The following is a 25,812-nucleotide window of genomic DNA, read 5'->3' as shown; positions in this document are numbered from 1 at the left end:
TCTACCGGATCTCGAACGCGTCGGCCGCGAGATGCGCGTGCTTGTTGTGCCAATGCTGCGCGATCTGCAGCCGCGTCGGCACCCAGACGCGATCGTGCTTGCCGACATAATCGAGGAAGCGGATCAGGCCTGCGGCACGGCCCGGCCGGCCGGCGAGGCGGCAGTGCAGTCCCACCGACATCATCTTCGGCGCGGTCTCGCCTTCGGCGTAGAGCACGTCGAAGGCGTCCTTCAGATAGGTGAAGAACTGCTCGCCTTCGGCAAACCCTTGCGGGTTGATGAAGCGCATGTCGTTGGCGTCGAGCGTATAGGGAATCATGAGCTGCTTGCCGTTCGCGCCCTTGACCCAATAGGGCAGATCGTCGGCATAGGAGTCGCAGAGATAGAGGAAGCCGCCCTCCTCCATCAGCAGACGGTTGGTGTTGATCGAGGAGCGCCCGGTGTACCAGCCGAGCGGCCGCGATCCGACCGCCTCGGTGTGAACGCGGATGGACTCGGCGATCTCGGCGCGCTCCTGCGCCTCGGTCATGTCCTTGTGCTCGATCCATTTCAGGCTGTGGCTTGCGATGTCCCAGCCTGATTCCTTCATCGCCGCGACGATCTCGGGATTGCGCTTCAGCGCAGTGGACACCCCGAACACGGTGGTCGGCCATTTGCGCTCGCCAAACAGGCGCCACAAGCGCCAGAAGCCGGCGCGCGAGCCATATTCGAACATGGATTCGATATTGGCGTGGCGCTGGCCCGGCCAGGGCTGCGCGCCCAGCACGTCGGACAGGAACGCTTCCGAGGCGCGGTCGCCGTGCAAGACGTTGTTCTCGCCGCCCTCCTCGAAATTGACAACGAACTGCACCGCGACCCGGGCGTTGCCGGGCCACTCTGGATGCGGCGGGTTGCGACCGTAACCGCGGAGATCGCGCGGGTAGCTGTTGTCAGTCACTCAGACTTCCTCGAAGCGGATCGGCAGCGCACCCTTCCACAGCACGCTCTTGCCCAGCGGTGCCAGGTTCTCCAGCCCCGAAGTCACGGTGATGAAGTGATTGCCGGCGAGCTGGCCCATCTTGCTGGCGAAATGCACGCCGCCATAGGCGAGCAGGATCTCGGTCTCGCTGATGCCGCCGGGATAGAGGATGATCTGGCCCGGGGCAGGATAGCTGGTGTGGTTCTCGTAGCCGACACCGAAGTCGAGATCGCCGAGCGGCATCCAGACGCCTTCGCCGCTCCAGCGCACATGGATGATGTGGCTCTCGAACGGCAGCGCCTTGCGGAACGCCGCGACGGTCTTGGGTGCGGCCTGCTCTTCGAAGCGGGCATCGAAGGTGAAATCGCCGGCGCGGATAACGAGTTTGCTCATCTCATCTCTCTGGGTCGAGGGCCAAGGGATCGGAGGGGAGGCCCACGGGGAACTTGCACGCAAAGAGCATTCCAGCGGGCTTCGCGCAAGGGCGTGAGGGCCGTTACCTGCGGTCGTAGGACCAGCCGAAAATGCCACTCCGCCGTACCTCCGGCTCGGGCTCTGCAGCGGCGGCGGCGGCCGGCGCCGCCTCCTTCAGTTCCGCCTGGGGCGGTGGCGGAGACGGCGCCGGCAGGTTCTCGCATTTCATGGAATAGACCAGCTTGCCGTCGGCGGTGCGTCCGATCGGAGTGCAGGGGTCGGGATGCGCCGCAGCGGCTTTGGGAGCGGGTTTGACCTGCGCCACCGCCGGCGAGGCGATCAAAAGCAGGACCAGCAGATATTTCGACATCATTGTCGCGCCTGAAACCTTCATTGCTCCCATTCAACCGGATTGCGCCAGCCAAGTCCATCCGCACCCGCCAGGCGACTGCCGAATATTTAGCCGGGACCAAAAAATTCGCTCGCCCCATCGTGAACCCGGCCAGGGTGATATCAGGCCGGAGGCATCGCCATGTCATGCGAGACGACGATGACATTTCTCACGACCGGGACGTCGTCACGGGAGAAACATCCATGCGAAAGACTCTTGCCATTCTCGGCGCCACGCTGATCACCGCCATCACCATCCAGACCGCCGCCGCGAACGACCGTCAGCACGTTCGCAAGGCACGACCTGCCCCCATCACCCAGTCGGTGCGCGACTCCAATGCAGCCATGTGGCCGTCGCAGCCGTCTGAACCCGACTGGTCGCGCTACGCCAATGGCGCAATGTCGGCACCGGCGGGACGGTGAGACGGAAGGTATAGAGCGCTCTCGTGTTCCGGACGCGCTGCAGCGCGTAGCGTTGCTGCGCAGAGCCGGGACCCACGCGACACGGATTGCTCGGAGATGTGGGCCCCGGCTCTGCAGCGCACCGTCGAAGAGACGCTGCGCTGCGTCCGGGGCACGAGAGAGTATGAGGCGCCCACATCGCTTCTCCAATTGAAGCTGTCATTCCCCGCGACCCGGCTATGCCAAGGCTTCGCCGGGGTTGAGGTCCAGGGCAGCCGAAGCTTTTAGCGTAGGCGGCAGGCGGGGAATCCAGTACGCCGCGCCTTCTCGGCTCAATCATTGCTGTCTCTGAGTCCTGGATCGCCCGGTCCTAGTGCGCAATTGCGCACTGGCCGGGCGATGACAGCGAGTGTGTAGACGCAGTATGAGGGCACGGCATCGCTCTTCCGTTCGCAGGTGTCGTAGGGTGGGAAAGGCGCCAAGCGCCGTGCCCACCATGTGCTTGTGGTGGGCACGCTTCGCTTTGCCTACCTACGATAGCGTCGCCTGTGGCAAGCAGCGCTCCAATCGCAGACACGCCTTCGCCTCCTCGCGGCTCATTTCGCCCAAGCTTTGCTTGATCTCTCCACCCTCTCAATCAAGAGGCGCAGGGAAGACCGGGTGCCGACCTCGCACCCGCGGTCTGCTGCGCGAAAATGTAGCGCAAGAAGATCGCACAGCAGCATACAGGTGAAGTCCAACACACGGCCTTCCCTGCGCAGGGGTTCTCAGGCAGCAAAAAATGTAATAATAACAACATTATGGGACCGGTGTGTCCTCCGTTGTGTCCCGATTTGATCAGGGTCTTGGACGATATGGAGAGTTTCTGAGACCTATTGGAAGGTGCTGGATAACGACGCCTTACCATTCAATGTCCGGGCCGCGGTCACCATTCGGTGCAAAGTATAGTTCCCAAAGCTTGAGCAATGACCTGATGCATGGAAAAGAGCGTCTTAAGACGTTGATAGAACGGATCGGCCATGAGCACGTCGAGCTGCGGTTGCAAACTGAACGTGAGCACGAGGCACAGCTGTTCGGCCAAGGGACGCTAATCTTTAATCTCGAGAACTTATATTTGGCGCCGTTTGTTATCGAGTTTGGCCTCAAGCTCACGGGTCTTTATGGCGTTGCGCGGCGAAATGCCGAGCGTGTTCTCATCAAGAGAAATTTGATCCGCTCCGCATCTTTGCCTCGAAGCTTTGATGGTTTCACAATGCTCCACGTGAGCGATCTACACGGCGACACTAGTCTCGGTGCGATGGGTCATTTGGCTGATATCACTCGGGACCTTGTGTACGACATCTGTGTGTTAACGGGCGACTATCGCGGAAAGACCTATGGGTCATTCGAGAAGAGCCTGGAAGCTATCGCTCCGGTTATGGCAAGCCTAAAGCAACCAATTTTCGCGGTGCTCGGCAATCACGATAGCATTTTGATGACGCCTGCGCTCGAAGCGATGGGCGCAAAGGTGTTGTTCAATGAAACCGAGGTAATTGCGCGGGGAAATGATCAAATCTACCTTGCCGGAATTGATGACGCGCATTTCTATCGCGTTGGCGATATTGGCAAGGCGGCCCATGCAATTCCAGTCAACACCTACTCAATACTCCTCTCGCACACGCCGGAAGTCTACCGTGAGGCCGCACACAGAGGCTTCGACTTGATGCTAAGCGGACATACGCACGGAGGTCAACTCTGCCTGCCCTACGGGGTTCCGATCAAGCTCGAAGCAAAGTTGCCGCGGCGGCTGGGTAGCGGCGCGTGGCGATATGGTCATATGGCCGGCTACACTTCGACAGGGGCTGGCACCAGCCTCCTGCCGGTCCGGCTCAACTGTCCAGCCGAAGTCACCTTGCATACACTACGGCAAGGATGAGGTTGGTAGAGAACTCTTAACAGTCAACGTGGACTGAACCGGACCCTGTGGCTGGCTGTCCCAAATACATTCACATTTGCCGCCCTGATATAGCCGGACCATCCGGTCTGTTTCAGGGGGCAATCATCGATGTCCGCAGCACCAAGGGATTGGCGCATGCCGGGCAAGGTAAAGGTGGGGACCCCGTGATCCGCAATACGGCCTCCGGACGATGGCCGGACTAGCGGGCTCGCGCTAGTTGTGGTTATTGAGATCCTATGGCTGGGAAACTGATTTCGACCGGCGGGCGCACGCTGCGGCTGTTGAAGCTCGTCTTTGCGCTGCTCTGCTTGACCATACTGGTGACCAACATCCGCACGACGTCGGGTTGGAACGAAGCGCGCGGCGTCTACGATGACGTGTGCTACCTTCGGCAGGCGCACTTGTTTCAGCGCTTTGGCGTCAGTGGCTTGGACACAAACAGCTCGCGTGACGACGACGGCTTCTTCCAGGCCAAATTGAAAGAGATCGGGTATTCCGATTGGCGAGACCCGACCCGGTGGCCTTGCCACACCCCGATGTCAGACAACAAGATGGTCGTTCAATACCCACCCGGAACCGGGTTCTTGCTGGCCCTGTTTCCCGACGGCCATCAGGTGGTGCCACTCTACGTTGCCGCCACCCTGATCGTTTGTTGCTTTGCCCTCCTAGCCATTTTTTCAGCTCAATGGATTCCTGCGGTGCTTGCAGCCGGAGCGTTCGGGACTCTGGCCCTGGTGCTGATGATCAATCCTACGAAGGCCAGCTACTCGATCGCGCCGACGATGGCGATTTGTGCACTCGCAGGGTTCTTAACCGCACGATGGATGGCAGAGGAGCGCGATAATAACCTGTTGGCGATGGTCATCGGCTTGCTGCTCGGATTGTCGGTCAATCTTAGATTGGCCAACCTGTTCCTTGGATCGGGTTATTTCCTAGTCCTTGGAATCTCGTTGCTGCGCTCGCGCAAACCCAGCGCCTTCGCACAGACCATGGGATTTGGGATTGCGTTCGTGCTCGGCATGGCCCCAACATTGATTGCAAACGCCATTAACGCAGGTAGCCCCTTTGCGACGACGTACGGTACCGCCGACGTGATCGCCCCAGCGTTCGACCTCGGCGTCCTCGGCGAATATGCAAGAGATATTCAATCCGTGCTGATCCTGCTTGCTGTGAGCTGGATCACATGGCTATTGCGGACGGATGAGAACGGCGTCCGAAGGGTCGCACTCCTCGTGGCGGGCAATCTCGCCATCAATCTCTTGTTTTTTCTAAGCCACCCGATCTTTACTCCCTACTACATTGTGCCGATTGCGATGCTTTCGCTTTGGAGCGTGTGCTTTGCTGGACTGATCCTCTCTGCAAAAGCTGCCGCGCCGACGCCTGTCTCGCTAGAAGCCGCAAGCCTCAAAGCACTTCCGTAAATGACATCTCCGCCCTTCCGCATCGCCGTTCTAGTGCCCTGCTATAACGAGGAAGCAACGATCGCGACGGTCGTTACTGACTTCCGCAAGGCTCTGCCTTCGGCAGAAGTCTACGTCTATGACAACAATTCAAGCGACCACACGGCCAGCGCCGCCCGCGACGCGGGAGCCAATGTCCGCAGTGAGTATCGGCAGGGCAAAGGCAACGTGGTGCGCCGCATGTTCGCCGATATCGATGCCGACGTATATGTGCTTGTGGACGGTGATGCCACCTACGACGCGCCAAGCGCGCCACGCATGATCGAAAAGCTGATCGACGACCATCTTGACATGGTCGCCGGTTTCCGAGTCGATCAGTCCGACGCTGCATATCGACGAGGCCATCGCGCTGGCAACAGGATGCTGACAAGCGTTCTCTCATCGACTTTTGGTCACACGTTCAAGGATATCCTCTCGGGTTATCGCGTGTTTTCGCGCCGGTTCGTGAAGTCCTTTCCGGTTCTATCCGACGGATTCGAGATCGAGACAGAGCTTGTTGTCTACGCACTGGAATTGTCGCTACCGGTTGCCGAGGTGCCGACGCCCTACTACGCTCGCCCGGAAGGGTCCTTCTCCAAGCTCAACACGTGGCGTGACGGCTTTCGTATCCTCGGCACCATGTTGCGGCTCTACCGCTCGGAGAGGCCGTTGCGCTTTTTCACGGCCATCGGGATCGTTCTTGCGCTCGCTTCAGTCATTCTGGCCATTCCAATTTTGATCACCTTCATTGAGACCGGATTGGTGCCGCGCCTGCCAACGGCTGTGCTGTCGATGGGATTAATGATCATGGCGATGTTGTCCGTGTCATCCGGTCTGGTGCTCGACACCGTAACGCGGGGACGGCGAGAGATGAAGATGCTGGCCTATCTTTCGCAGCCGGACCTCTCGACGTATCGATCACCACCATGAAATTCGCCGCCGCCAACCGGCGCGCTCGATAGGCCGGGAATGGGGCCTATTGGGACCGAGCCCTTTCGGCGGCCATCGCCGTCCTCTTCGCCAGAGTTTCAGAAGCGCTTGTTTCGGCGGGGCTTTTTCATTTGTAGAGCATCGAGAAAAAGAGCTTGCAGCATGGACCACACGGTTTTGCCGTATGCGCGTTCGCCTGGTGCCGCAGGGGCTTTCGGCAGTGTGCACACGCGCCGAAAGCCTGTTGGCACGACGAACGAACAGCGCCGCTCATCCACACGCGGTCTCGGGCTCACAGGGACTACCCGCTCTGCCCGCACCCTCTCGTGCCGACGCTGCCGTGTCCACCGCATCCCCGGCTCGCAAACGTGACGACTACGATCGCCCCTCAAGGTGAGCCGGGATGGGCCATACATACGCTATTTCCGAATTTCGGTAAAGTGGAATATTTTTGCGCACGTGGATTGACAGAGGGCGACACGCCGGCCTCTCCGTGTCATTCGGGGGCGCGCCTCTTGGCGCGAGCCCGGAATCCATTTCACAGCGTGACTTGGGCCCGATGGATTCCGGGCTCGATGCTGCGCATCGCCCCGGAATGACGATGGGGAGAGTCCGTGGCCATATCAATACGGATCGTAGTAGTAGCGCGGTCCACCATAGTAGCCATAGCCTGGACCATAATAGCGCGGGCCGCCATAGTAATAATTGTCGTAGTATTCCTGGCGCCGGCTCTCGGCGATCGCGCCTCCGATCAAACCGGCCGCGGCGCCCATGAATGCAAGGCCCGCAGCGCTCGGCCCGCGCCGGTAATAGCGATGACGGCGCGCGGCGCTGAAATCGGTCGCGTCGGATGAGCCCTGCCCGGCCATGGCGGCGGGCGGACCCTTGGCTGGACCCTTGGCCGCTGCCGGCGATCCGGCAGCCGACGGCGAGACGGACGCGACGGCCAGAGCAAGACCGGCGAAGGCGGCCAGTACAGTGCTGCGGCCATTTCTCAATTTCACCGACCTGTCACTCATCTTCGCGTCCTCTGCTCTCGCCAAAAAGGCGATATGGAAACACGATATAATGCGCAAGGCACTGCAATGGTTTCGTGATCGCGGCAATCTGCCACGCTTTGACCGATAGTACGCCTCTAGGCCCTGTAGCTCCAGTACCTCCGCACCGCATCGCCCGCGGCCTGGAGGTCAAAACGCTGGTCGGGCGCGAGTTGCTGCACGATCAAACTGAACATGTCGTTCAAGATCGAGCGCTTCTCGCCGAAATAGGAATGGCGCAGTCCGACCAGGCTGGTATCGACCAGCGAGGCATCGATGGTGTCGACGCCGTCGACGATCGTCAGCGCCTCGCCAGCCTCGCCCGCCCGGGGATAGCCATGCACGAATTTCGAGGCCAGCAGCGCCACGTCACGCGACGAGGCATAGAGCGTGACGCGCGCCGCGCAGCCTTTGAATTTTGCCGCGAGCTGAACAAAACGGTCGCGGTCGATATCAGGCGCGGCAAAGACGATCTGACCGAGCTTTGCGGCATCGGCCGGCAACCGCCAGGACGTCACGCCTTCGAGCGTGTTGATCACGGCGCGGTTGCCCATGCTGTGAGCGATGACGTGGACCTTGCCGGCACCGATCTCGCCGAGCGCGAGCTGGAGAAACGCCTCGAAATGATCGCGCGACCAGTCGATCGTGCTCTCATCTACGGTGTACTTCCTGGTGTCCGCCGCCGACGCCCAGCTATAGAGCAGCGTCCTGCCGGCGAATTTCAGATCCACGGCAAGCTGCCCGGCGCGCCGCGCCGCGTCTTCAAATGTGACGTTGTAACCATGTACGAAGATCAGGACGTCGTGCAAATCCGCCGCCGCAAGCGAATCCTTCAAGGTGGTGACGAAGGCGTCCCTGCCCAGCGCGCCCACCGACTTGAGGATGACATGCTTTTCCGGATTGGCCGAGAATTCGAGGTGCCACCAGCTCGGACTGGTGAGCTCGCCGAGGTCGCGGCCACGCGTGGGCACGCTGACCTCGGCGATCCCGAATGACGGCGTCCCGCGCGCAGCGCCAAAATAGCGCGCGGGCGTGTCGTCGCCGCGGGCGCGGTCGGTGCCGTAGAACACGGGGATGGTGACGATTCCGGTCGCCTCATCCGTGGTCGACTCGACGATATCAGGGACGACAAGCGGCGAGACCCGGCCGCGGCGGGTCACGGTCTCGGTGGCGGGCGCGGGCGCCGCCGTGTCTTCCATCACATGCGCGACGAGCTCCGTAGCGGGCGCCTCTGCGAGCAGCCGCGCGAGCAGCAGGTCGAGCGACTGGCGAAGCCTGGCCGGATCCTCGCCCTTGCCGGCGCGACCGGCCAATTCCTGCAATTCGTCGGCGTAAGGGGGCCATTTGTCGGCCAGCAGATCCTTCAGCCGGGGCCCGAGTTCGAGCAAGGCAAGCAACAGGCGAAGCGTGTCCGACATCGCACGTCCCTCGTCGCTGGATGCGGCCGGGGGCCAGCCCCGCCGCCGGTCCCTAGCCTAGAGGTTGTGAACGATCTGGCAAGTCCGCCCGGCGTGCCGGCCTCGACTTGCCAGCCTCAACTTGCCAGCCTCAACTTGCCTTGGCGCGATCAGGACAATGCACCCAGTACGCCGCGCGTGGCCTTGTCGATCTCCTCGACATAGCGGCGGCGGGCGGTGGTCTCGGTCAGGAAGCCGACCACCTTGCGGCTGTCGGTGGAATCGACCACCGCCAGCATTTCGGCCTCGGCCTCGTCGAACACCGCCATGGCCGACTTCACGTTCATTTCCGGGATCAGCACGATCTCGGTCAGCCGCGCAAGCTCGATGATCTGGATGTCGTCGGCGATGGTGTCGAGGTCGCTGGAGAACAAATCGGGCAGCAGGACCAGGCCGACATATTCGTCGGCGTTGTTGACGACGACGACGCCCGGGCGCGATCCCAGCGGAAATTCGCTGCGGGTAGCGGCGATGGTGGTGCTCGAGGGCACCTTGGCGACGTCGGAGCGCATCAGACGCTCGACGGTGAGGTTGCGCAGCCAGCCGACGTCATTGGCGCTGCGGATGGTCTCGCCGCGCAGATGCAGGCGCCAAGTCGAGAAGGAGTGGCCGAACATGAAGCGGACGCAGATCGAGGTGACGATGCAGCCGGCCAGCACCACGGCGGTGACGTCGACATTGCGGGTCATCTCGAGCACGAGGAACGACATGGTCAGCGGACCGCCGACGATGGCAACGCCCAGCGTCGCCATGCCCGTCAGCATCGCCACCAGCGGATCGATCGCGAAGTTCGGGCTGATCAAGAGCAGCACCGCGGCGAAGAACTTTCCGATCAGGCTGCCGACGAACAGCGAGGCGAAGAACAGACCGCCGCGGAAGCCCGAGGCCAGCGAGATCAGGCAGGCTGTCACCTTCAGCCCGATGATGATCGCGACCAGGCCGATCGTCATGTCGTGAAAGAGGTCGAGCACCATGGCGCCGTGGCCGGCCGCGAGCACCTGCGGCGTGACCAGGGCGAAGCTGCCGACGATGAGGCCGCCGAACACCGGGCGCAGCCAGACCGGCAGCCATTTGAACAGCCGCTCGAACATCGGCGAGGAGCGCATCACGGCAATGCCGACGCCGCTGGTGATGAGTGCGAGCCCGATCAACGCCAGATATTGCTCGACGCCGACGGCGCTGACCTTCGGTATTTCGATGGAGTACGGCGCGCCGCCGAGCCATTGCGCAGTGAGCGCGCCGGCGAGCGAGGCCGCCAGGATCGGCGCGGCGCTGCCGACCGAATAGACGCCGACGATCAGCTCGCAGGCGTAGAACGCGCCGGTGATCGGCGCGCCGAAGGCCGCGGCGATCGCAGCGGCGGCGCCGCAGCCGACGATCAGGCGAAGATCGTTACGGCGGAGATTGAAGAATTTGCCGAACAGGGAGGCGATGCCCGAGCCGATCTGGGTGTAGCCGGCCTCGAGGCCGACAGAGGCGCCACAGCCGTTCGAGATCAGCGTCTGGCTCGACACCACCACGCTGTCGCGCATCGACAGATTGCCGCCGCGCAGCGCGTTGGCCTCGATCGGGTCGACCGCGCTCGAGATCTTCAGCCGCCGTCGCCACCATTCCATGATGCCGAGGATGAGGCCGCCGAGCGCCGGCGCGATCATCGCCGCCCACGGATTGATATAGGCGTTGGCGGAGAGGCGTACGTCGATCGGAATGCCGTAGATCACGACATGGGCGATCTGCGCGATCACGGCCATCAGGGTCACGATCGCACCGGCCAGCGTGCCGATGACGAGCGCGAGCGGGATCAGGTAGAATTCGTTGCTGCGCAACAGCGCGCGCAGCCGGACCATCGTGCGGTTGGTCCCCTTGCCGTCGACGAAATATCTGATCCGCGCGAACACCGCTTGCGAGCCCTACCCTTCCGACAGGCCGTAGCCGGCCATGCGCTGACGGACCCGCTCGATCTCGGCGCTCGAGAGCAGCGGCGGTTTACCGATCTGGAGGCAGCCGTGATATTGCCGCGCCAGCGTCTCGACCTCGACGGCGAGCCACATCGCCTTGTCGAGCGTCTGGCCGATCGCGATCATGCCGTGATGGTCCAGCAGGCAGGCGAGCCGCCCCTCCAGGGCGCACACGGCGTGCTTGGACAATTCCACCGTCCCGAAAGTGGCATAGGGCGCGCAGCGGATGCTGTCGCCGCCGGCCGCCGCGATCATGTAGTGCACCGGCGGGATCTCCATGCCCATGATCGCCAGGATGGTGCAATAGGTCGGATGGGCGTGCACGACGGCGTTGACCTCAGTGCGCGCTTTCAGGATGTCCAGATGGAAGCGCCACTCGCTGGACGGCTTCTGGCCAGGTGCATGCGAGCCGTCCATCGCCATGAAGACGATCTGGTCCGGCGTCATGGTGTCATAGGGCAGGCTGGTGGGCGTGATCAGGAGCCCCTCGCCATGCCGCACGCTGATATTGCCTGAGGTGCCCTGGTTGATGCCGAGCGCATTCATGCGGCGGCAGGCGTCGATGATGGCCTGTCTCTTTGCGAGTTCGTCCGCTGTCATCGACATCCCGATTTCATCTCGACCTTCTTGACGATTTTCTTGGTGATCTTCTTGGCGATGGTCTCTTGTTAGACCCGAAGTACGTCAAAGCAATATGGCAGTGCAAGCGAAAGCGGCCCTTGTCGGGCGCCGGATTGCCGACGCGCCCGCGCTGGTCATGAATTTATTGTAAAATCAACAGATTAACAGTTCGTCGCGGGGCTGCGACAGGCCGGCCCGGACAGCCGCAATGTCGTTGATCACGAATTGCACCGAATAGGCCACCAGCAGCATGCCGAGCACCGGCGAGAGCACTGCATTTCCGGTGCGCCCGGGCCTGCGCGCGCAGCAGCGTCACGAAGGCGGACAGGGCGAAGTCGAGCATGGCTTGGCGTCCGGGTGGGCATCGACGGCCAGCCCTAGCGGCTCGCGCAGGCCTTCGCGAGGAACATTTGCCTGCCCCGGCTCTTGATCGCGAGAGGATTGAGGAAGGACGAGCCTTCCATGTCGCCTCATGAGGAGGACCTATGGCGAAGAAAGCAAAGAAACGTGCACCCGCGAAAAAGGCCGCATCGCGCCGCCCGCGTCGGGTGCCCAAGATGCTGAGCGACCTTTTCCTGGAAACGCTGAAAGACATCTATTACGCGGAGAACAAGATCATCAAGACGCTGCCGAAGATGGCCAAGGCCGCGCATTCGAAGGACCTTGCGGCCGCCTTCAACAAGCACCTGCGGGAGACGCAGGGCCAGGTCAAACGGCTGGAGCAGATCTTCGGGATGCTGGACAAGCCCGCGCGCGGCAAGCCGTGCGAGGCGATCAACGGCATCACCGACGAGGGCGCCGAGATCATGAAGGACTTCAAGAACGCCCCTGCCCTCGACGCCGGCCTGCTTGCCGCGGCGCAGGCCGTCGAGCACTACGAGATCTCCCGATACGGCACACTTCGCACCTGGGCCGAGGAGCTCGGCATGCCCGAGGCGGCAAGGCTGCTGCAGGATACGCTCGACGAGGAAGAGGCGACCGACCACACCCTGACCGAGCTCGCCACGTCGGTCATCAACCTCGAAGCGGAGGCCGAATACCGCGAAGCCGCCTGATCTCGACCACCCGCCCAATTGTTGCCTCCGGCGCCGCGGAACATCTTTCGCGGCGCCGATGCGCCTGAGCGAAGGGCCTGGCGCAAGGGCTTGGCGCAAGAGCCTGCTCCCGTTCGAGAGGCAGGCATGCCGCTAACGCGCGATGCTGGAATTTGCGGGAACCATCACCATATCCCCGTTTTCCAACCGCAGCGCCTTCTTCCGAGTTTTGCCATGCAACCCAAGAATCCCTTTGACTGGATGCTGTCCGAGGCCCTCGACCAGCTGACCCGCGGCGAACGCATGCGGCAGCAGTTCGGCCGTCAGGACGCCTGCTGGGAGCCGCCGATCGACGTGCTCGAGACCGAGCATGAGCTTCTGATCCTGGTCGCGCTCCCCGGCGTCAATCCGGACAATGTCGAGACGGTCATCCATGACGGGGTGCTGGTCATTTCGGGCCAGCGCACGCTGCCGCCGGAACTTCGCAACGCCCGCATCCACCGGCTCGAGCTGCCGCAGGGACGCTTTGAGCGCCGCATTGCATTGCCCCTTGGCCGCTACGCCATCAGCCGCTTCGTGATGGACGGCTGCGTCGCGCTGCGCCTCGCCAAATCCTGAGGTCGATCATGGCCACCGAACAGATGAATACCGCACAGACCAATCCTGACGTGAAGATCCCCGAAGACGCCCTGATCATCATCCCCGTCCGCGAGATGGTGCTGTTCCCCGGCGCCATCGCGCCGATCGCGATCGCGCGGCCGAAATCCGTCGCCGCCGCCCAGCAGGCGCTGCGCGAGCAGCGGCCGGTCGGCATCGTGCTGCAGCGCAGCCCCGAGATCGACGAGCCCGGCCCCGATGATCTCTACAAGGTCGCGACCATCGCCAACATCGTGCGCTACATCACCGCACCCGACGGCACACATCACATCGTCTGCCAGGGCGTGCAGCGCGCGCGTATCCTCGACTTCCTGCCGGGGACGCCGTTCCTGGCTGCGCGTTTCCAGCAGATCCCCGAGCCGACCACGACCTCACCCGAGATCGAGGCACGGGCGCTGAACCTGCAGCGCCAGGCCATCGAGGCGATCGAGCTGCTGCCGCAGGCCCCGCCCGAGCTGGTCGCGATGTTCCAAGCGACCAGTGCGCCCGGCGCGCTGGCGGACCTGGCGACGTCGTTCATGGACATCAAGCCACAGGACAAGCAGGAGGTGCTGGAGACCATCGACCTCTCCTTGCGCGTCGAGAAGGTGTCGAAGCACCTGGCCGAACGGCTGGAGGTGCTGCGCATCTCCAACGAAATCGGCCAGAAGACCCGCGCCTCGTTCGACGAGCGGCAGCGCGAGGCGATCCTGCGCGAGCAGATGGCGACGATTCAGCGGCAACTGGGCGAAGGCGACGGCAAGGCCGCCGAAGTCGCCGAGCTGACGGCTGCGATTGCCAAGGCGCACATGCCGCCGGAGGCGGAGGCGCATGCCAAGAAGGAGCTGCGCCGCTACGAGCGCATGCCCGAGGCGGCCGGTGAAGCCGGCATGGTGCGCACCTACCTCGACTGGCTGATCGAGCTGCCCTGGGCGCTGCCCGCGGAGAAGCCGATCGACATCAAGGAAGCACGTCGTATCCTGGATTCGGATCACTATGGCCTGGAGAAGATCAAGAGCCGGATCATCGAATATCTGGCGGTGCGCAAGCTCGCGCCGCAGGGCAAGGCGCCGATCCTCTGCTTCGTCGGCCCGCCTGGCGTCGGCAAGACCTCGCTCGGCCAGTCCATCGCCCGCGCGATGGATCGTCCCTTCGTGCGCGTCAGCCTGGGCGGCGTGCATGACGAGGCCGAGATCCGCGGCCACCGGCGCACCTATATCGGCGCGTTGCCGGGCAACATCATCCAGGGCATCAAGAAGGCGGGCGCCCGCAACTGCGTCATGATGCTGGACGAGATCGACAAGATGGGCCGTGGCGTGCAGGGCGACCCCTCCGCCGCGATGCTGGAGGTGCTCGACCCCGAGCAGAACGGAACGTTCCGGGACAATTATCTGGGCGTGCCCTTCGACCTGTCGCGTGTCGTCTTCATCGCGACCGCCAACATGCTGGACCAGATTCCGGGTCCGCTGCTGGACCGCATGGAGCTGATCAGCCTCGCCGGTTACACCGAGGACGAGAAGCTGGAAATCGCGCGGCGCTATCTGGTGCGGCGGCAGCTGGAGGCCAACGGCCTCTCGCCCGACCAGGCCGAGATCGAGCCGGAGGCCTTGAAGCTGATCGTCAAGGGTTACACGCGCGAGGCCGGCGTGCGTAACCTCGAGCGCGAGATCGGCAAGGTGTTCCGCCATGCGGCGGTGCAGATTGCCGAAGGCACGACCGCAAAGGTCGTGGTCACGGCAAAGGACATCGCGGCCATACTGGGCCAGCCGCGCTTCGAGGGCGAGATCGCACTGCGCACCAGCGTTCCGGGCGTGGCCACCGGCCTGGCCTGGACGCCTGTCGGCGGCGACATCCTGTTCATCGAGGCCACGCGGGTGCCCGGCAAGGGCGCGATGATCCTGACCGGCCAGCTCGGCGAAGTCATGCGCGAGAGCGTGCAGGCTGCGCTGACGCTGGTGAAGAGCAGAGCCAGCCAGCTCGGCATCGATCCCTCGGTGTTCGAGAAGAGCGACATCCACGTTCACGTGCCTGCGGGGGCAACCCCGAAGGACGGACCGAGCGCGGGCGTTGCGATGTTCACGGCCCTGACGTCGCTGCTCACCAATCGCACGGTGCGGAGCGACACGGCCATGACCGGCGAGATCTCGCTGCGCGGCCTGGTGCTGCCGGTCGGCGGCATCAAGGAGAAGGTGGTGGCTGCGGCCGCGGCCGGCTTGAAGCGGGTGATGCTGCCAGCGCGCAACAAGCGAGATTACGACGACATCCCGAAGAGCGCGCGGGACAATCTCGAATTCATCTGGCTGGAACGTGTCGACGAGGCCATCGCCGCCGCGCTCGAGCCGGCGGAAGTCGGCGCGAAGGTCGAAGCGGCGGAGTGAATGCGATGAAGAAACTGCTGGAAGACGCTAAGCGATCGCGGACAACGCAGAAGCTGCGCCAGCTGCTGGGTCGAGCCATCGACCGGGTGCGCGATGCGCTTTCTGGACCCGAGCCGCGGCTTCAGCCGATCCCGGTCCGGGTGAAGCGCCGCAAGGGTTGAGCCCTCCGTCTCAGGCCCTCGCGGCTGCCCCAAGTCAAAAGGCCCCCTTATCGAGGGGGCCTTTGCGTTATCAGGCCACGGCGTCCTTGGCCGCCTTGACCGGGCGGGCGCGGACGATCTTCCGGGCCGGCTTGGCCTTGAACATCATCTCTTCGCCCGTGAACGGGTTGGTGCCCTTGCGCGCCTTGGTCGCGGGCTTCTTGATGACCACGAACTTGGCGAAGCCCGGCACCAGGAACAGGCCGTTCTTCTTGAGCTCCTTGTGGCCGACGTCGGTCAGCGTCTCCATGACGCTCTTGACGTCGCGCTTGGAAAGCTCAGTGGCGGTCGCAATCTTTTCGATCAACTGCGATTTGGACATTTGGGCTGGCATCGTGTCTCCTCTGATTCGTTGCCGGTTGCATATTAGACCAACCGGCGAAGGCCTGTAGCCTTCTGCACAGTTTTGTCGCGGTTTTACGGGCTTTTTTGGCCCCCTGAGACAAAAAACCCTGCATTTTAGCGGCTTCCAGAGCGGATGGCGCCTCGCGCAGCGGTTTTTGCCTTGTTTCAAAGGCCCGCAAGCTGCCTTGCTAAAGCTGATTCGATGCTTTCGACAAGCGACGACCGGCCTCTTTGTGAGAGGAGAAGCACGATCCACCCTGAAAAATAAGGCTTGATCGTCGCCCTGCGACGTTTTTCCCTGCTTTTTACGGGGCCGCGGCGTGCTAGACGCGCTCGATGATGATGGCCGGCGCCATGCCGCCGGCCGCGCACATGGTGACGAGACCGCGCTTGAGGTCGCGCCGTTCGAGTTCGTCGAGCACGGTGCCGATCAGAATCGATCCGGTCGCGCCGATGGGATGACCGAGTGCGATCGAGCCGCCATTGACATTGACCTTGGCGCGGTCGAGCTTGAGATCCCTGATATATTTTTCGGTCACCACCGCAAAGGCCTCGTTGATCTCGAACAGGTCGATGTCGTCGATGGTGAGTCCGGCCTTCGCCAGCACCTTCTTCGTCGCCGGCACCGGCGCGTTCAGCATCAAGGTCGGGGAGTCCCCCATATTGGCCATCGCCACCACGCGAGCGCGGGCTTTAAGGCCGTGCGCTCTAGCGTAAGACGGCGATGCGAGCAGGATCGCGGCGGCGCCGTCAACAACGCCAGACGAGTTACCGGCGTGGTGCACGAAGTTGATGTCGAGATCGGGATATTTTTGCAGGATCAGGCCGCGATAGGTCGTGCCCATGTCGTCCAGCGCATAGTCGGCGATCGCGGGGAACGCCGGCTTCAGGGCAGCCAGCCCTTCCATCGTCGTCCGCGGCCGCGGATATTCTTCATGGTCGAGGGCGAGGCTGCCGTCCTCGCGATGCACGGGCACGAGGCTCTTCTTGAAATGGTCGCCGGCAATCGCCTGCGCGGCGCGCTTCTGGCTTTCGAGGCCAAGCGCGTCGACGTCCTGCCGGGTGATGCCTTCCAGCGTCGCGATCGCATCGGCGCAGACGCCCTGATGCGACTGCGGATGTCTGGCGCGAAGCCGCAGATTGCCGGAGTCCATCATCATCGGACCGCCGCCGCGGCGCCCCTCCATCGACATCATCTCGCAGCCGCCGGCGATGACGAGATCTTCCGCGCCCGCCATGATCGAGCTCGCCGCCATGTTGACGCTGGTGATGCCGGAACCGCAGAAGCGATCCAGCGTCACGGCGCTGGCCCGCACGTCATAACCGGCATCCAGCGCCGACATGCGGCCGAGATCGCCGCTTTGCGTTGCCACCTGCGCGCTGCAGCCCCAGACGATGTCGTCGACATCGGCGGTGTTGATCCCGGTGCGATCGGCCAGCGCGCGCAGCACGGTGGCACCTAATTGCTGCGGATGAATGCCTGAGAGAGCTCCCTTGCCGGCCTTGCCGACGCCGCGCGGGGTGCGGCAGGCATCGATGATCAGCGCGTCGGTCATGGACGTTGTCCTCTTGTTATGCGTGTTGAGGACGGTTTTGAATCACGGGGGAGGCGGAGTCAATGCGAGGTGTTTACGCGCCTCACGCGCATTTTCCGCGACACGAAAGCATCCGCGACGTCATGGCCGGGCTTGTCCCGGCCATCCACGCCTTGCAACGCGGCACAAAGAACGTGGAGGCCCGGGCATGACGGCCTTCTGCATTTTTGATCCCATCACGCCCCCGCCGCGTTCCTCGCGATCACGTTGCGGTAGAAGCTCGCGCTGAGTTTTGGCGTTCGCACCTGGGTGTCGAAATTGACGTGGTAGAGCCCGAAGCGCTTGTTGAGGCCGAACACCCATTCAAAATTGTCGAGCAGGCTCCAGAGGAAATAACCGCGCACCGGCACGCCTTCCGCGGTGGCACGCTGAAGCTGGGCCAGATAGTTGCGCAAGTACATGATGCGGTCGGTGTCGTAGATCTTGCCGTCGGGCGTGACCTGATCCTCGCCGGAGGCACCGTTCTCGGTGATATAGATCGCATCGGTCTTCCAGATCTTTGCCGCGAGCTTCGGCACCCAGTAGATCGTCTCGGGGCCGACGCGGAGCCAATCCGAATTCATGTGCGGAAAGGATTTCGGGATCGGCAGCGGCATGAAGCCCGCGCCCTGGTCGGAGGCGACGATATAATGCTGCGGCGCGTAGATGTTGAGGCCGAGGAAGTCGACCGGTGAGCCGATGACCTTCAACTCCGCGTCGGTGTATTTCGGCGCATCGGCGCCTGCATATTTCAGGAACGCGTCGGTGTAACGGCCCGTCATGATGACGTTGAGATAGCCGGCGTTCAACTCACGCAGCGCGATCTCGGTGGCGCGGACGTTCTCGGGCGTGTCGATCGCGGGAATGCAGGCATCGATGTTCTCGGCAGGTCCGACGCGCGTGCCGCGGCGGCCATGGGCGCGCACCGCCTGCACGGCGAGACCATGCGCGAGTGCGCTGTTGTGCCTGATCTGGTTCACGTCGGCCTGCGGCAGCGTCAGGCCGGGCGCATCGATGCCGATGCCGTAGCCGAAATAGACGAAGCGGCCGCTCTCGTTCAGCGTGAACACGTTCCTGACGCGATCGGTCAGATGCTCGGCGACATAGGCCGAATAGTCGCCGAAGATCTTGCAGGTCTCGGTCGACCGCCAGCCGCCGAAGCGATCCTGCAATGATTGCGGCAGGTCCCAGTGATAAAGCGTCAGCCACGGCTCGATGCCGTTCTTCAGGAGCTCGTCGATCAGGCGATTGTAGAAGTCGAGTCCCCTGGGGTTCGGCTTGCCGTCGCCATCGGGAAACACCCGCGGCCAGGCCACCGAGAAGCGATAGGCCTTGCAGCCGAGCTCCTTGATCAGTGCGATGTCGTCCTTGTAGCGATGATAATGCTCAACGGCACGATCGCCATTGGTGCCGTCCTCGATCTTGCCGGGGATGCGGACGAACTTGTCCCAGATCGAGCCCCCTCGCCCGTCCTCCTCGACCGCACCCTCGACCTGATAGGACGAGGTCGCCGTACCCCAGAGGAAGCCCGGCGGAAAACTACTCCCGCTGCGCGGCGCCGCTGCCGGCTTGGCCTCGACCATTGCAAGGGGACTTGCGATTGCTGCTGCGGAGAGTCCCGCGACTTTCGCGAACTGGCGACGCGAGACCTTGTCCGACATTGATGCTGCCCCGAAAAGATTGATGCGGCGGCACCATGCCGGGGTGCAGGCGGTTTGAGAAGCGCCGGCGCCGAGATTTGTGGATGCGGAACTGCGCTGTCCCGACCCGCGATATCAAAGCAGGCGCGATGGCTTCCGCGCTCAGGGCGAGCGCCTCGGCAGCTTTGGCAGCCTGGCGGGATTGAACGCCGGGACCTCCTCGGTCCGTTCGGGCGCGGCCGGCTGTTCCGCCAGAATGAGCGTTCCCTGGAGGACGACTCCCCTCGCCTGCGCGGCCGTCGCCGTGTAGGTCGCGATCTTGCCGGGGCACGTGCCCTCGATGTCCAGCGTAAGTTCATCATAGACGCCGAACACCGTGTCACGTCCTTCGGTGTGACGCTTCGTCGACACGGTCGCGGTGAAACGGTCGCCATCGATTTGCAGGGAGCCGTGATACGTCATCAGGCTGTCGCGGCCCCAGATCTGGCCATCGGCGACATGGACAATGCCGGTGCCCTGGTCGAATGGCGTCTTGTACCACGCCGCGTAGGTCCCGTCCCTCAGCATGGGCCGTCTCCCCTCGTCTCGCTACGCCAATTCATCCGCACGATCAGCGCTAAAGCCCGGTTAATGAGCCGGCCCGTACGAATCCGGTCCCTCTGGCCTCAAGTTCCCTGGACATGTTCAGGAGGATGAACGCCGGAGAGGCGAACTTCGAGGGGACTTCGCGCGAATAACGCCCGCTGTTGCACGCTCGACGTGCTTTTGCTACGGTTGAGGTACGCGCCTCATTTCACCTCATGGGCCGGCCGGTGACCCCGCCCCTGCCGCAAAGTTGCGGATTGGCGGCCGACCTGTGCGTCCAATGAGGGGGATGAGGCATGTGCCCGGTTCGGGCTGAAGCAGAGTTGGCCTTCATGAAGGGCCGACCGCCAAAGGGGAGGATGATAATGAAGCGTCTCTTGCTCGCAGGTGTATCCGTCGCGTTCGCGATGTCTCTGGGTCTCGGCTCGGTCGATGCGGCCGACAAGAAGGTTCTGGCCTTCGTCGTCAACGGCGCGTCCGACTTCTGGAAGATCGCGGAAGCCGGCGTGAAGAAAGCCCAGGGCGAGCTGCCCAACTACAATCTTCAGCTCAAATATCCGGAACAGGCCGCCGCGGCCGTCCAGCAGCGCATGATGGACGACCTCGTCGCCGCCGGTGCCGCCGGCATCATGGTCAGCGCGGTCGATCCGAAGAACCAGGTCGAGCATCTCAACAAGATCGCTTCGCAGACGCTGCTGTTCACCACCGACAGCGACGCGCCGAACTCGAAGCGCATCGCCTATATCGGCTCGTCCAACGTCGACCTCGGCAAGGACGCCGGCAAGCTGATGCTGAAGGCGCTGCCGAACGGCGGCAAGTGCGTCGGCTTCGTCGGCCTGCCCGGCGCCGACAACGCCCGCGAGCGCATCGAGGGCGTCAAGGAGACCATCAAGGGCTCCAAGGTCGAGCTGGTCGACGTTCGCGGCGACGAGATCGATCAGACCCGCGCCAAACGTAACGTCGAGGACATCCTCGCCGCCATGCCCGACGTGAGCTGCCTGGTCGGCTTCTATTCCTACAACACCCCGCGCATTTATGAGGTGCTGAAGGAGGCCGGCAAGCTCGGCAAGATCCAGATCATCGGCTTCGACGAGGATCCGATCACGCTGGGCGGCGTCAAGGAAGGCGCCATCGCCGGCACCGTCGTGCAGCAGCCGTTCGAGTGGGGCTACCAAGGCATGAAGCTGATGGCGAAGTACATCGAGGGCGACAAGTCCGGCGTACCCGCGGGCGGCATCATCATCGTGCCCGGCAAGGTCATCGACAAGAGCAATGTCGACGACTTCATGGCCTCGATGAAGGCGATGCTCAAGAAGTAGGAGACGCGCGGGCGTTGCCCGCAGCCTTCAATGACTGAGCCGTTTCTCGAACTCGTCGACATCAGCAAGAGCTATCCCGGCGTGGTCGCACTCGACCACGTCGGCCTTGCCGTGTCGCCGGGCGAGGTGATCGCGCTGATCGGCGAGAACGGCGCCGGCAAGTCGACCTTGATGAAGGTGCTCGGCGGCGTGGTCGAGCCGAGTGGCGGCCGCATCCGCGTCGACGGCGTCGAGCGCAGCGCGCTGACGGTGGCCGAGGCGATCGCCGCGGGCATTGCCTTCGTGCATCAGGAGCTCAACCTGTTCGACAATCTCGACGTTGCCGGCAACGTCTTCATCGGCCGCGAGCCCGTGCATGGCGGGCCGCTGCGGCTGATCGACCGCAAGGCGCTCTACGCCAGGACGCAGCCGCTGCTCGACCGCTTAGGGGCCGATTTCGCGCCGGACGCGCCTCTCGCCGAGCTATCGCTGGCCCAGCGCCAGCTCGTCGAGATCATGAAGGCGCTGTCGCTCGATGCGCGCCTTGTGATCATGGACGAGCCGACATCGAGCCTGACCCTTTCCGAGACCGACCGCCTGATGCGGGTCATCGCGGCCCTGAAGGCGCACGGCGTCAGCATCATCTTCATCACCCATCGCCTCAACGAGGTGATGCAATGCGCCGACCGCGCGGTGGTGTTGCGCGACGGACGCATGGTCGGCTCGCTGACCCGTGCCGAGCTGTCGCCGGCCGCGATGATCCGCCTGATGATCGGGCGCGACCTCAAATCGCTCTATGTGCCGCCGGCCGCCCCGCCCGGCGAAGCCGTGCTCGACATCGTCGAGGCCGTGACCGACACCTATCCGGAGCGCACGGTGAGCCTTTCGGTTCGCCGCGGCGAGATTTTGGGGCTGGCCGGCCTCGTCGGCTCCGGCCGGACCGAGCTGGCGCGCGCTATTTTCGGCGTCGATCCGCTCCGCCGCGGCGCGATCAAGCTGAACGGCGAAGCCATCCGCGTGACCAACCCGCGCGCGGCGATCGACCATGGCATCTACCTGATCCCGGAGGACCGCAAGGGCTGCGGGCTGCTGCTCGACATGTCGATCGCCGAGAACATTTCGCTGCCGGATCTGGCGTCCTATCTGCGCTTCCTCCTGGTGAACACCGCGCAGGAGACCAAGAACGCGCGGATCCAGCGCGAGCAGCTCAAGATCCGCGCGCCTGACGTTGCAACCGCTGTCGGCTCGCTGTCCGGCGGCAATCAGCAGAAGGTCGTGCTGGCCAAATGGCTGTCGATGCGGCCCAAGGTGCTGATCTTCGACGAGCCGACGCGCGGCGTCGACGTCGGTGCCAAGCAGGAGATCTACGAGATGCTGCGCCGGCTGACCGACGCCGGCGTCGCGATCCTGATGATTTCGAGCGACATGGAAGAGGTGATCGGGGTCAGCGACCGGATCGCCGTCATGCACGAGGGCGCGATCTCGGGGTTCCTCGATCGCAGCCAGTTCAGCGAGCACAACGTGCTTCAATTGGCCGTCGGCCACGCGGTTTGAGATGAGGGTGCCTTGAACAAGAAAGATCTGAGCCTGCTGGTCCTGATCCTCGTCGTCGGCGCGGTGGTGGCCTTCATCAATCCGCGTTTCCTCTACGTCGGCAATCTCTCCAACACGCTGAACCAGGTCGGGATGTTCGGCATCTTCTCGATCGCGGAAGCCTTCGTCATCATCATCGGCGGGATCGAGCTCTCGGTCGGATCGGTGATCGCCCTGCTCGGCGTTCTCTTCATCGATCTCATCGTCAATCACGACGTCAACTGGATGCTCGCCGTTGCCGCGATCATCGCGAGCGGCCTCGTGATCGGCCTCGTGCACGGCGTGCTGGTGACGCGGATGCATATCCAGCCGTTCGTGGTGACGCTGTGCGGGCTTCTGATCTATCGCGGCGCGGCGCGCTATTACACCGAGGACGCGACCGCCGGCTTCGGTTTCGGCGCCAGCTTCCCGACGCTGGAATGGCTGACCGCGGGCCGCACCAATGTGCTCGGCTTTCCGGTCCCGCACAGCATCGTGGCGCTGATCGTCGTCGCTGTCGTTGCGTGGGTGCTGCTGCACCGCTCGGTGTTCGGCCGCTATCTCTATGCCGTCGGCAAGAACGAGGAGGCCGCGCGCTATTCGGGCATCCGCTCCGAGCGCGTGATGGTTTCGGCCTATGTCATCTGCGGCGGGCTGACCGCGTTCGCTGCGATCCTGTTCGCGATGTACACCCGCTCGATCTCGCCGGCCGTGCACGGCTCGTTCTACGAGCTCTATGCCATCGCCGCGGCCGTGCTCGGCGGCTGCTCCTTGCGCGGCGGCGAAGGCTCGATCGTCGGCGTCGTGCTCGGCACCGTGCTGCTGCAGGTGCTGCAGAACCTGGTCAATCTCCTGGGCATCCCGAGCTCGCTGAATTTCGCCGTGATGGGCGCGGTGATCCTGATCGGCGTGCTCGCCGACCAGTACCTGGTCCAGCGCCGGCAGCGCGTCAGCGCGGCCAAGGGCCGGACCCAGGCAAGCCTCACGGCGGCCCCGCTCGAGGGGTGACGGCGGCGTGAGCCGAAAACAACCCCATGCACAGTAGCCGGGGATAGCGAAATCAATGGCTTGATGCGCCATGCGATCGGGATGACCAATCATCGCGCATGAGCTCGTTGTTCGAGCACAAGATTTCCGAAAAACAGAATACCGTTTGCTCCGTCGGGCAAAACAGGCGTATGCTGGCATCATCAGGGACTGCGGGTCCCGATCATGTTCTACCGTCCCTCCGCAAGCCCCGCGAGCGTCATCGCTGCTCTGAGTTCATGCACCGTCGCCGTTCCCGCGCCGGCAGCCCGGAACGCCAGAGGGGCCGGATTCAGCGGAAGCCGCGTCACGTTGGCCGGGCCGCGCGGCGGCTCGTATATCATCGCCTGGCTTGCGCCGAATGGCATCCGGTCGAGCTGCCGAATGGCGCTGCGCATCTCGCGGAGTCCGGCATTCAGAGGCATGGCAAGGGGCGGCTGATCGGACCAGACGCCGAGCGCGCGGGCCGCATCCGGCAACCCGGCTCCAGTCTGCCAGGGATGACCGACGGGCTGCGCCGTATCCTTCAGAATCTGGAACAGCCGTTCGACCCGGTGGGCATCCTTGGCGATGAAGGTGCCCTTGAAGTCGGCGTGGTCGGCGAGGATCAAGGCTGCAAGCGCGGCAACGTGAGCCGCTGCGAGCGAGGTGCCGTCGCAGACGGCGTAGCCGCCCGGCGACTGGCAGGCAATGACTGCAACACCGGGCGAGCACAGGTCGAGTTCGGGCCCGCGGCAGGAAAACGGCGGTACGAACAACCCCCCCGCCGCCGCAGTGGCAGCTGCGGCCTGCGCCGCCTGCGGACTGTCTTCCGGGAAGCTTCCCATCCGTCCGACAGCACCGACTGCCATGACATGCGGGGAACAGGCCGGAAACAGTACGCCCGCTCCGGAGTTGCCGGCAGCGGCGATGATGCTGACGCCTTGCTGCTTGGCCATGGCAATGCGCTGCTCGACCAGCACGGAGCCGCGCTCACAACCGACTCCGACGAACGCCACGTCGATACTGTTTTGCAGGCAGTAATCGAGCGCCGCGATCAGGTCGCTGCAGCGGGCATCAGTTGGAAGCTTGTAAACATGCAGCTCGCTGTCCGGGGCATAGCCACGGATACCGTGATCTGCCTGTGCAGCCGCACGGATGATGCCCGCGCAAGGCGTGCCGTGGCCAGTGACGTCATTGGACCACGAGCGTTCGTCGCCACCCCTGGCATCGATACCGTGATTGATGTCAGCCAATTGCTTGTGGCTGGTCGCCACGCCGCCGTCGATGAGAGCGACCTTGACGTCAGCGCCGCGGCATTGGTTCGGAATCTGATCGAAGCGCATCGCTTCGCCGCCCCAATCCAGCCCGCCAGGTAGTTGCAACGGTTTCAGGGTGAGGGTATTCACCGCATCGGCCTCGATATTGGGCTGCTGTTGCCACACGCCCCAATGGCCGGAGCGCGGGCTCACGAATACGGCGGCGATCGTTTCCGGCACTTCGTCCTGCAGCGTCAGAACGACGCTGCCATCCCCATCCGTTCGTCCCTGCACTGACGCCTGCTCGCCGACGAGCTGCACAACTGCTTGTTCGACCGGCGCACCTGCTTCGCCGAGGACCCGGATGGTCACCTTCAAGTCCGGCCCGAGTGCGGTCATCGTCGTGGCCGCCGGGATGAAAGAGGAGGCCGGGCGGACAAAGGATGCAGCTCTCAGATGGCTATCCGGCTCGATGATCAGGCTGCCGGCCGTGGAGCGGCGCAAGGCGGCGGCGGCTTCGTCAGGCATGCGCACGATCGCAATTGGCGGACCACTGACGCCGCGCTGGTCATGGGTCCACAGGATGTTGCCGAACTGGTTGAGTTGTTCGGCCAGCGTTTGAGCGCTGACACCGGGGCCCGCTGGGGCGATCATGTATTGAGTGCTGCGCACTGCTTTACGTCGATTGTCGCTTGAGGTCGGTCGCGCATCATCTGGGCTTATTGCCATGGCGTCGCCTCCTTC

23 protein-coding genes are annotated in these 25,812 nt (G+C 63.5%); 11 read left to right on the top strand and 12 right to left on the bottom strand.

Features of this window, described 5'->3' with window-relative positions:
* Position 1 precedes the first annotated feature (1 nt).
* The 3 genes from puuE to ACNJX9_RS13855 form a co-directional block, all read right to left on the bottom strand.
* On the bottom strand, positions 2–937 hold the full coding sequence (puuE, locus tag ACNJX9_RS13865; RefSeq protein ID WP_271601428.1) for an allantoinase PuuE: 936 nt from the start codon (positions 935–937) through the stop codon (positions 2–4).
* Entirely contained in the window at positions 938–1,351 is a 414-nt protein-coding gene (locus tag ACNJX9_RS13860; RefSeq protein WP_057750758.1) for a DUF3830 family protein, read from the bottom strand.
* Between the two features lie 103 nt (positions 1,352–1,454).
* A complete protein-coding gene (locus ACNJX9_RS13855) occupies positions 1,455–1,742 on the bottom strand; it encodes a hypothetical protein (RefSeq protein ID WP_439410053.1) in 288 nt (95 codons plus the stop codon).
* A 224-nt stretch (positions 1,743–1,966) separates the two neighbouring features.
* Here ACNJX9_RS13855 and ACNJX9_RS13850 point away from each other — a divergent pair, with 224 nt between their 5' ends.
* The 4 genes from ACNJX9_RS13850 (at position 1,967) to ACNJX9_RS13835 (ending at position 6,469) form a co-directional block, all read left to right on the top strand.
* A complete protein-coding gene (locus ACNJX9_RS13850; RefSeq protein ID WP_271601429.1) occupies positions 1,967–2,185 on the top strand; it encodes a hypothetical protein in 219 nt (72 codons plus the stop codon).
* Between the two features lie 937 nt (positions 2,186–3,122).
* Complete coding sequence (locus ACNJX9_RS13845) at positions 3,123–4,079, top strand: metallophosphoesterase (RefSeq protein WP_439409244.1); 957 nt, start codon at positions 3,123–3,125, stop codon at positions 4,077–4,079.
* Between the two features lie 257 nt (positions 4,080–4,336).
* Positions 4,337–5,521, top strand: a complete 1,185-nt coding sequence (locus tag ACNJX9_RS13840) for a hypothetical protein (RefSeq protein ID WP_439409243.1) — start codon at positions 4,337–4,339, stop codon at positions 5,519–5,521.
* Positions 5,522–6,469 (top strand): glycosyltransferase family 2 protein, encoded by a 948-nt coding sequence (locus ACNJX9_RS13835; protein ID WP_057750770.1) that lies wholly within the window; start codon positions 5,522–5,524, stop codon positions 6,467–6,469. It begins immediately after the preceding gene.
* Between the two features lie 623 nt (positions 6,470–7,092).
* On the opposite strand, the gene ACNJX9_RS13830 is transcribed toward ACNJX9_RS13835, so the two are convergent.
* The 4 genes from ACNJX9_RS13830 to ACNJX9_RS13815 all read right to left on the bottom strand — a co-directional run bounded on the left by ACNJX9_RS13830 (position 7,093) and on the right by ACNJX9_RS13815 (position 11,527).
* Positions 7,093–7,488: a hypothetical protein gene (locus ACNJX9_RS13830; protein WP_439409242.1), complete on the bottom strand. Its 396-nt coding sequence runs from the start codon at positions 7,486–7,488 to the stop codon at positions 7,093–7,095.
* Between the two features lie 116 nt (positions 7,489–7,604).
* A complete protein-coding gene (locus tag ACNJX9_RS13825; RefSeq protein WP_439409241.1) occupies positions 7,605–8,924 on the bottom strand; it encodes an alpha/beta hydrolase in 1,320 nt (439 codons plus the stop codon).
* Between the two features lie 149 nt (positions 8,925–9,073).
* A complete protein-coding gene (locus tag ACNJX9_RS13820) occupies positions 9,074–10,861 on the bottom strand; it encodes a chloride channel protein (protein WP_439409240.1) in 1,788 nt (595 codons plus the stop codon).
* A 12-nt stretch (positions 10,862–10,873) separates the two neighbouring features.
* Positions 10,874–11,527, bottom strand: a complete 654-nt coding sequence (locus ACNJX9_RS13815) for an L-fuculose-phosphate aldolase (RefSeq protein WP_439409239.1) — start codon at positions 11,525–11,527, stop codon at positions 10,874–10,876.
* 500 nt (positions 11,528–12,027) lie between these two features.
* Here ACNJX9_RS13815 and ACNJX9_RS13810 point away from each other — a divergent pair, with 500 nt between their 5' ends.
* From ACNJX9_RS13810 to ACNJX9_RS13795, 4 genes are all read left to right on the top strand, one after another.
* Positions 12,028–12,597: a YciE/YciF ferroxidase family protein gene (locus ACNJX9_RS13810; RefSeq protein ID WP_057750779.1), complete on the top strand. Its 570-nt coding sequence runs from the start codon at positions 12,028–12,030 to the stop codon at positions 12,595–12,597.
* 213 nt (positions 12,598–12,810) lie between these two features.
* Complete coding sequence (locus ACNJX9_RS13805) at positions 12,811–13,194, top strand: Hsp20/alpha crystallin family protein (protein WP_057751381.1); 384 nt, start codon at positions 12,811–12,813, stop codon at positions 13,192–13,194.
* A gap of 8 nt (positions 13,195–13,202) precedes the next feature.
* Entirely contained in the window at positions 13,203–15,590 is a 2,388-nt protein-coding gene (gene lon, locus ACNJX9_RS13800; RefSeq protein ID WP_439409238.1) for an endopeptidase La, read from the top strand.
* Positions 15,591–15,595: 5 nt separating this feature from the next.
* Complete coding sequence (locus ACNJX9_RS13795; protein ID WP_271601438.1) at positions 15,596–15,751, top strand: hypothetical protein; 156 nt, start codon at positions 15,596–15,598, stop codon at positions 15,749–15,751.
* A gap of 70 nt (positions 15,752–15,821) precedes the next feature.
* Here ACNJX9_RS13795 and ACNJX9_RS13790 read toward each other — a convergent pair whose 3' ends face one another.
* The 4 genes from ACNJX9_RS13790 to ACNJX9_RS13775 all read right to left on the bottom strand — a co-directional run bounded on the left by ACNJX9_RS13790 (position 15,822) and on the right by ACNJX9_RS13775 (position 19,916).
* The gene (locus ACNJX9_RS13790) at positions 15,822–16,124 is read right to left on the bottom strand and encodes an HU family DNA-binding protein (RefSeq protein WP_008139488.1); all 303 of its coding nucleotides are present in this window, start codon (positions 16,122–16,124) and stop codon (positions 15,822–15,824) included.
* Positions 16,125–16,458: 334 nt separating this feature from the next.
* Entirely contained in the window at positions 16,459–17,691 is a 1,233-nt protein-coding gene (locus tag ACNJX9_RS13785; protein WP_439409237.1) for an acetyl-CoA C-acetyltransferase, read from the bottom strand.
* 215 nt (positions 17,692–17,906) lie between these two features.
* Positions 17,907–19,370: a GH1 family beta-glucosidase gene (locus tag ACNJX9_RS13780; RefSeq protein ID WP_439409236.1), complete on the bottom strand. Its 1,464-nt coding sequence runs from the start codon at positions 19,368–19,370 to the stop codon at positions 17,907–17,909.
* 141 nt (positions 19,371–19,511) lie between these two features.
* The gene (locus tag ACNJX9_RS13775) at positions 19,512–19,916 is read right to left on the bottom strand and encodes a hypothetical protein (RefSeq protein ID WP_057750791.1); all 405 of its coding nucleotides are present in this window, start codon (positions 19,914–19,916) and stop codon (positions 19,512–19,514) included.
* 383 nt (positions 19,917–20,299) lie between these two features.
* Here ACNJX9_RS13775 and ACNJX9_RS13770 point away from each other — a divergent pair, with 383 nt between their 5' ends.
* From ACNJX9_RS13770 to ACNJX9_RS13760, 3 genes are read left to right on the top strand one after another with little or no spacing between them, the layout of a single operon-like run.
* Complete coding sequence (locus ACNJX9_RS13770) at positions 20,300–21,253, top strand: sugar-binding protein (protein WP_057750794.1); 954 nt, start codon at positions 20,300–20,302, stop codon at positions 21,251–21,253.
* 30 nt (positions 21,254–21,283) lie between these two features.
* Positions 21,284–22,786 (top strand): sugar ABC transporter ATP-binding protein, encoded by a 1,503-nt coding sequence (locus ACNJX9_RS13765; RefSeq protein WP_439409235.1) that lies wholly within the window; start codon positions 21,284–21,286, stop codon positions 22,784–22,786.
* Between the two features lie 12 nt (positions 22,787–22,798).
* Positions 22,799–23,812 carry an ABC transporter permease gene (locus tag ACNJX9_RS13760; protein WP_439409234.1) on the top strand — a complete coding sequence of 338 codons (1,014 nt, stop codon included), beginning with the start codon at positions 22,799–22,801 and terminating at the stop codon, positions 23,810–23,812.
* Between the two features lie 209 nt (positions 23,813–24,021).
* Here ACNJX9_RS13760 and ACNJX9_RS13755 read toward each other — a convergent pair whose 3' ends face one another.
* On the bottom strand, positions 24,022–25,797 hold the full coding sequence (locus ACNJX9_RS13755) for a S8 family serine peptidase (RefSeq protein ID WP_439409233.1): 1,776 nt from the start codon (positions 25,795–25,797) through the stop codon (positions 24,022–24,024).
* Positions 25,798–25,812: the final 15 nt, after the last annotated feature.

Origin of the sequence: Bradyrhizobium sp. BLXBL-03, assembly GCF_051853015.1 — a bacterium.
Classification (GTDB): domain Bacteria; phylum Pseudomonadota; class Alphaproteobacteria; order Rhizobiales; family Xanthobacteraceae; genus Bradyrhizobium; species Bradyrhizobium manausense.
Note: the sequence above shows the minus strand (reverse complement) of the source record. Positions and strands in the feature narration are given on the sequence as shown.